This window comes from Flavobacterium sp., from assembly GCF_021151785.1.
In the GTDB taxonomy this organism is placed as follows: Bacteria; Bacteroidota; Bacteroidia; order Flavobacteriales; family Flavobacteriaceae; genus Flavobacterium.
In genome coordinates this window covers 1-2,972 of record NZ_JAGKWP010000164.1, presented here as the reverse complement: position 1 = coordinate 2,972, position 2,972 = coordinate 1, and the positions used below count along the sequence as shown (strand labels likewise).

General features: G+C 30.6%; 2 protein-coding genes. One reads left to right on the top strand and one right to left on the bottom strand.

Annotated features, from left to right (window positions below):
• Nucleotides 1–149 precede the first annotated feature (149 nt).
• Nucleotides 150–2,339: a glutamine synthetase III gene (locus tag QZ824_RS11220; RefSeq protein ID WP_291276104.1), complete on the bottom strand. Its 2,190-nt coding sequence runs from the start codon at nucleotides 2,337–2,339 to the stop codon at nucleotides 150–152.
• 122 nt (nucleotides 2,340–2,461) lie between these two features.
• Here QZ824_RS11220 and QZ824_RS11215 point away from each other — a divergent pair.
• On the top strand, nucleotides 2,462–2,972 hold a 511-nt coding region (locus QZ824_RS11215; RefSeq protein WP_291276103.1), incomplete at its 3' end, for a DUF1543 domain-containing protein.

Here is a 2,972-nt window from a genome sequence, read left to right as displayed (position 1 = left end):
GAACAATCTATTTCAATGATTTTAATAATTAAATAAATAAGATTAAGAATTATAACTTGATTTTTTAACGAAAAAGAAAACTTTTTATTGTATTAAAAAAGAGGTTATTTCAGTTTTAGAAATAACCTCTTTTAAAGTATAAAATATTCTTATTTTACAAAAAGTAACTCTCTATATTTTGTCAAAGTCCACATTTCATCATCAACTAACAACTCTAATTTATCAGAATGATCTCGAATAATCTCAAAATAAGGTTTTACGTTATTGCAATAAGCATCAGCCATTTTTTCAGCACTATCTAAATTATTGGCTTTTTTACGCTCTTCAATCATAGCATCAATATTTATATTAATACCTTCTATATGTTCTGATATTTCTTTAATCAATCCAATTTGTTCTTTAGCAATTTTTTCAAAATCTTTACCAAAAATTTCTTTTAATCCTTTAACATTTTCAATTAGTGTATTTTGATATTTTATTGCAGTTGGAATAACATGGTTACGAGCTATATCTCCTAAAACTCTACCTTCAATTTGAATTTTTTTAGTATATTCCTCTAATTCAATCTCATAACGCGCTTCAACTTCAACATGATTCATTACACCTAATTCTTCAAATAACTTCACTGCTTCCTTAGAAACTTTAGCTTTTAAAGCTTTTGGAGTTGTTTTATGATTGCTCAATCCACGTTTTTTTGCCTCTTTTTCCCATGCTTCGCTATATCCATCTCCTTCAAATAGAATATTTTTTGTTTGTTTAATATATTCTCTTAAAATATTAAATATTGCCTCGTCTTTTTTCAACCCTTTTTTATCAACCAAAGCATCCACTTCATTTTTGAAATCAATTAATTGTTTAGCCACAATCGAATTTAAAGTTGTCATTGAAACAGCACAATTTGCAGAAGAGCCTACAGCTCTAAATTCAAACTTATTACCCGTAAAAGCAAAAGGAGAAGTTCTATTTCTATCCGTATTGTCTAATAAAACGTCTGGTAGTTTACCTACAACATTTAACTTTAAATCTGTTTTTTCCTCTGGTGATAATTTACCTTTGGTTACACCTTCTAATTCAGCTAAAACTTTAGTTAATTGTTGTCCAATAAAAACTGAAATAATGGCTGGAGGTGCTTCATTAGCTCCTAAACGGTGATCATTACTAGCTGATGCAATAGAAGCCCTTAATAATTCTTCATAATCATGAACAGCTTTTATTGTATTAATGAAAAAAGTTAAGAATTGCAAATTACTCATAGGTGTTTTACCAGGAGACAATAAATTTATACCTGTATCAGTTGCTAAAGACCAGTTATTATGTTTCCCTGAACCATTAACACCTTTGAAAGGTTTTTCATGAAATAAAACTTTGAAATCATGACGCTCAGCTACTTTCTGCATTACATCCATCAATAAAGAATTATGGTCAACCGCTAAATTTGTTTCTTCAAAGATAGGAGCCAATTCAAACTGTCCAGGTGCTACTTCATTGTGACGCGTTTTCACCGGAATTCCTAACAACATACACTCATACTCTAATTCTCTCATATATTGCAACACACGTGTAGGAATAGAACCAAAATAATGATCATCCAATTGTTGCCCTTTAGAAGAAGTGTGACCTAACAATGTCCTACCTGTTGCTAATATATCAGGACGAGAATTTGCTAAGGCTGCATCAACTAAAAAATATTCCTGTTCCCAACCTAGCGTAGGAGTCACTTTTTTAACATTCTTATCAAAATATTTAGCTACCTCAGTTGCCGCATTATCTATGGCATGTAAAGCTCTAAGTAAAGGTGTTTTATTATCTAATGCTTCACCTGTGTAAGAAACAAAAACTGTTGGAATACACAATGTACTTCCAAAAATAAATGCGGGTGATGTAGGGTCCCAAGCAGTATAACCTCGCGCTTCAAATGTATTTCTAATTCCTCCATTTGGAAAAGAAGAAGCATCTGGTTCTTGTTGCACTAACTGACTACCTCCAAATTTTTCAACAGGATCCGAACCATCAAATGACGTTTCAAAAAAAGCATCATGTTTCTCTGCTGTTGTTCCAGTTAATGGCTGAAACCAATGCGTATAATGTGTTACTCCTTTTGATAATGCCCACTCTTTCATTCCCATCGCTACATAGTCTGCTATTTTGCGATCAATTTTAGTACCGAGCTCGATAGCACTTTTAACAGCCTTGTAAGCATCTGGCGTTAAAAATTGTCGCATGGCTTTATCATTAAAGACATTTGAACCAAAAATTTCTGATTTTCTACCTGTTTCTTCAAAGAAAACTGGTTTTCTACTACTTGCTTTTCCTAAAGCTTGAAAACGAAATGTTGACATAAAAGTTGCGTTATTAAAATTATACCATTAATTTTACTAGACAAAAATATAAAAAAATATTAAAAAAAATCAATTACCCCCTATTTTTTTAGGGGTATAATCAAAATAAATCGATTTAAAAGATGAAACCACCCAAATTATTCATGATTTTATTGGGATGCACTCCAAAAAACAGATTAACAGAACAACATGATGTTTTTTTTGGTATGGGAGAACAATTAAAAGACCTAGTTCCAACTATGTTTACTTTTTGGCCCGAATCAAAGGAAACATTACATATTGATTGTTGGAAAGAAATCAATTTTGTTGACCAATATAAAATTGAAATTCAACCTAGAAGTGATGTAAAACGAGACTTACAATTATTCTTTATTAACTTAGGAGGCTACTTAGAGAATGAGTTTGAAGAATATCATCATAAAGTATTAATTGTAGCTAAGAATAAATCTGAAGCCATCAAAAAGGTAAAAAACACTTTGTTTTATAAAAAGTTCAACATAAAAGGTGGAGCATCTCACATTGACGATAAATATGGAATTGATATTGATGAAATCTTCAAAATTGATGATATTCTTTTACCCGAGTTTAAAAGTAAATACCAAATTAATATTACTAAATCTACTGATATAAAAG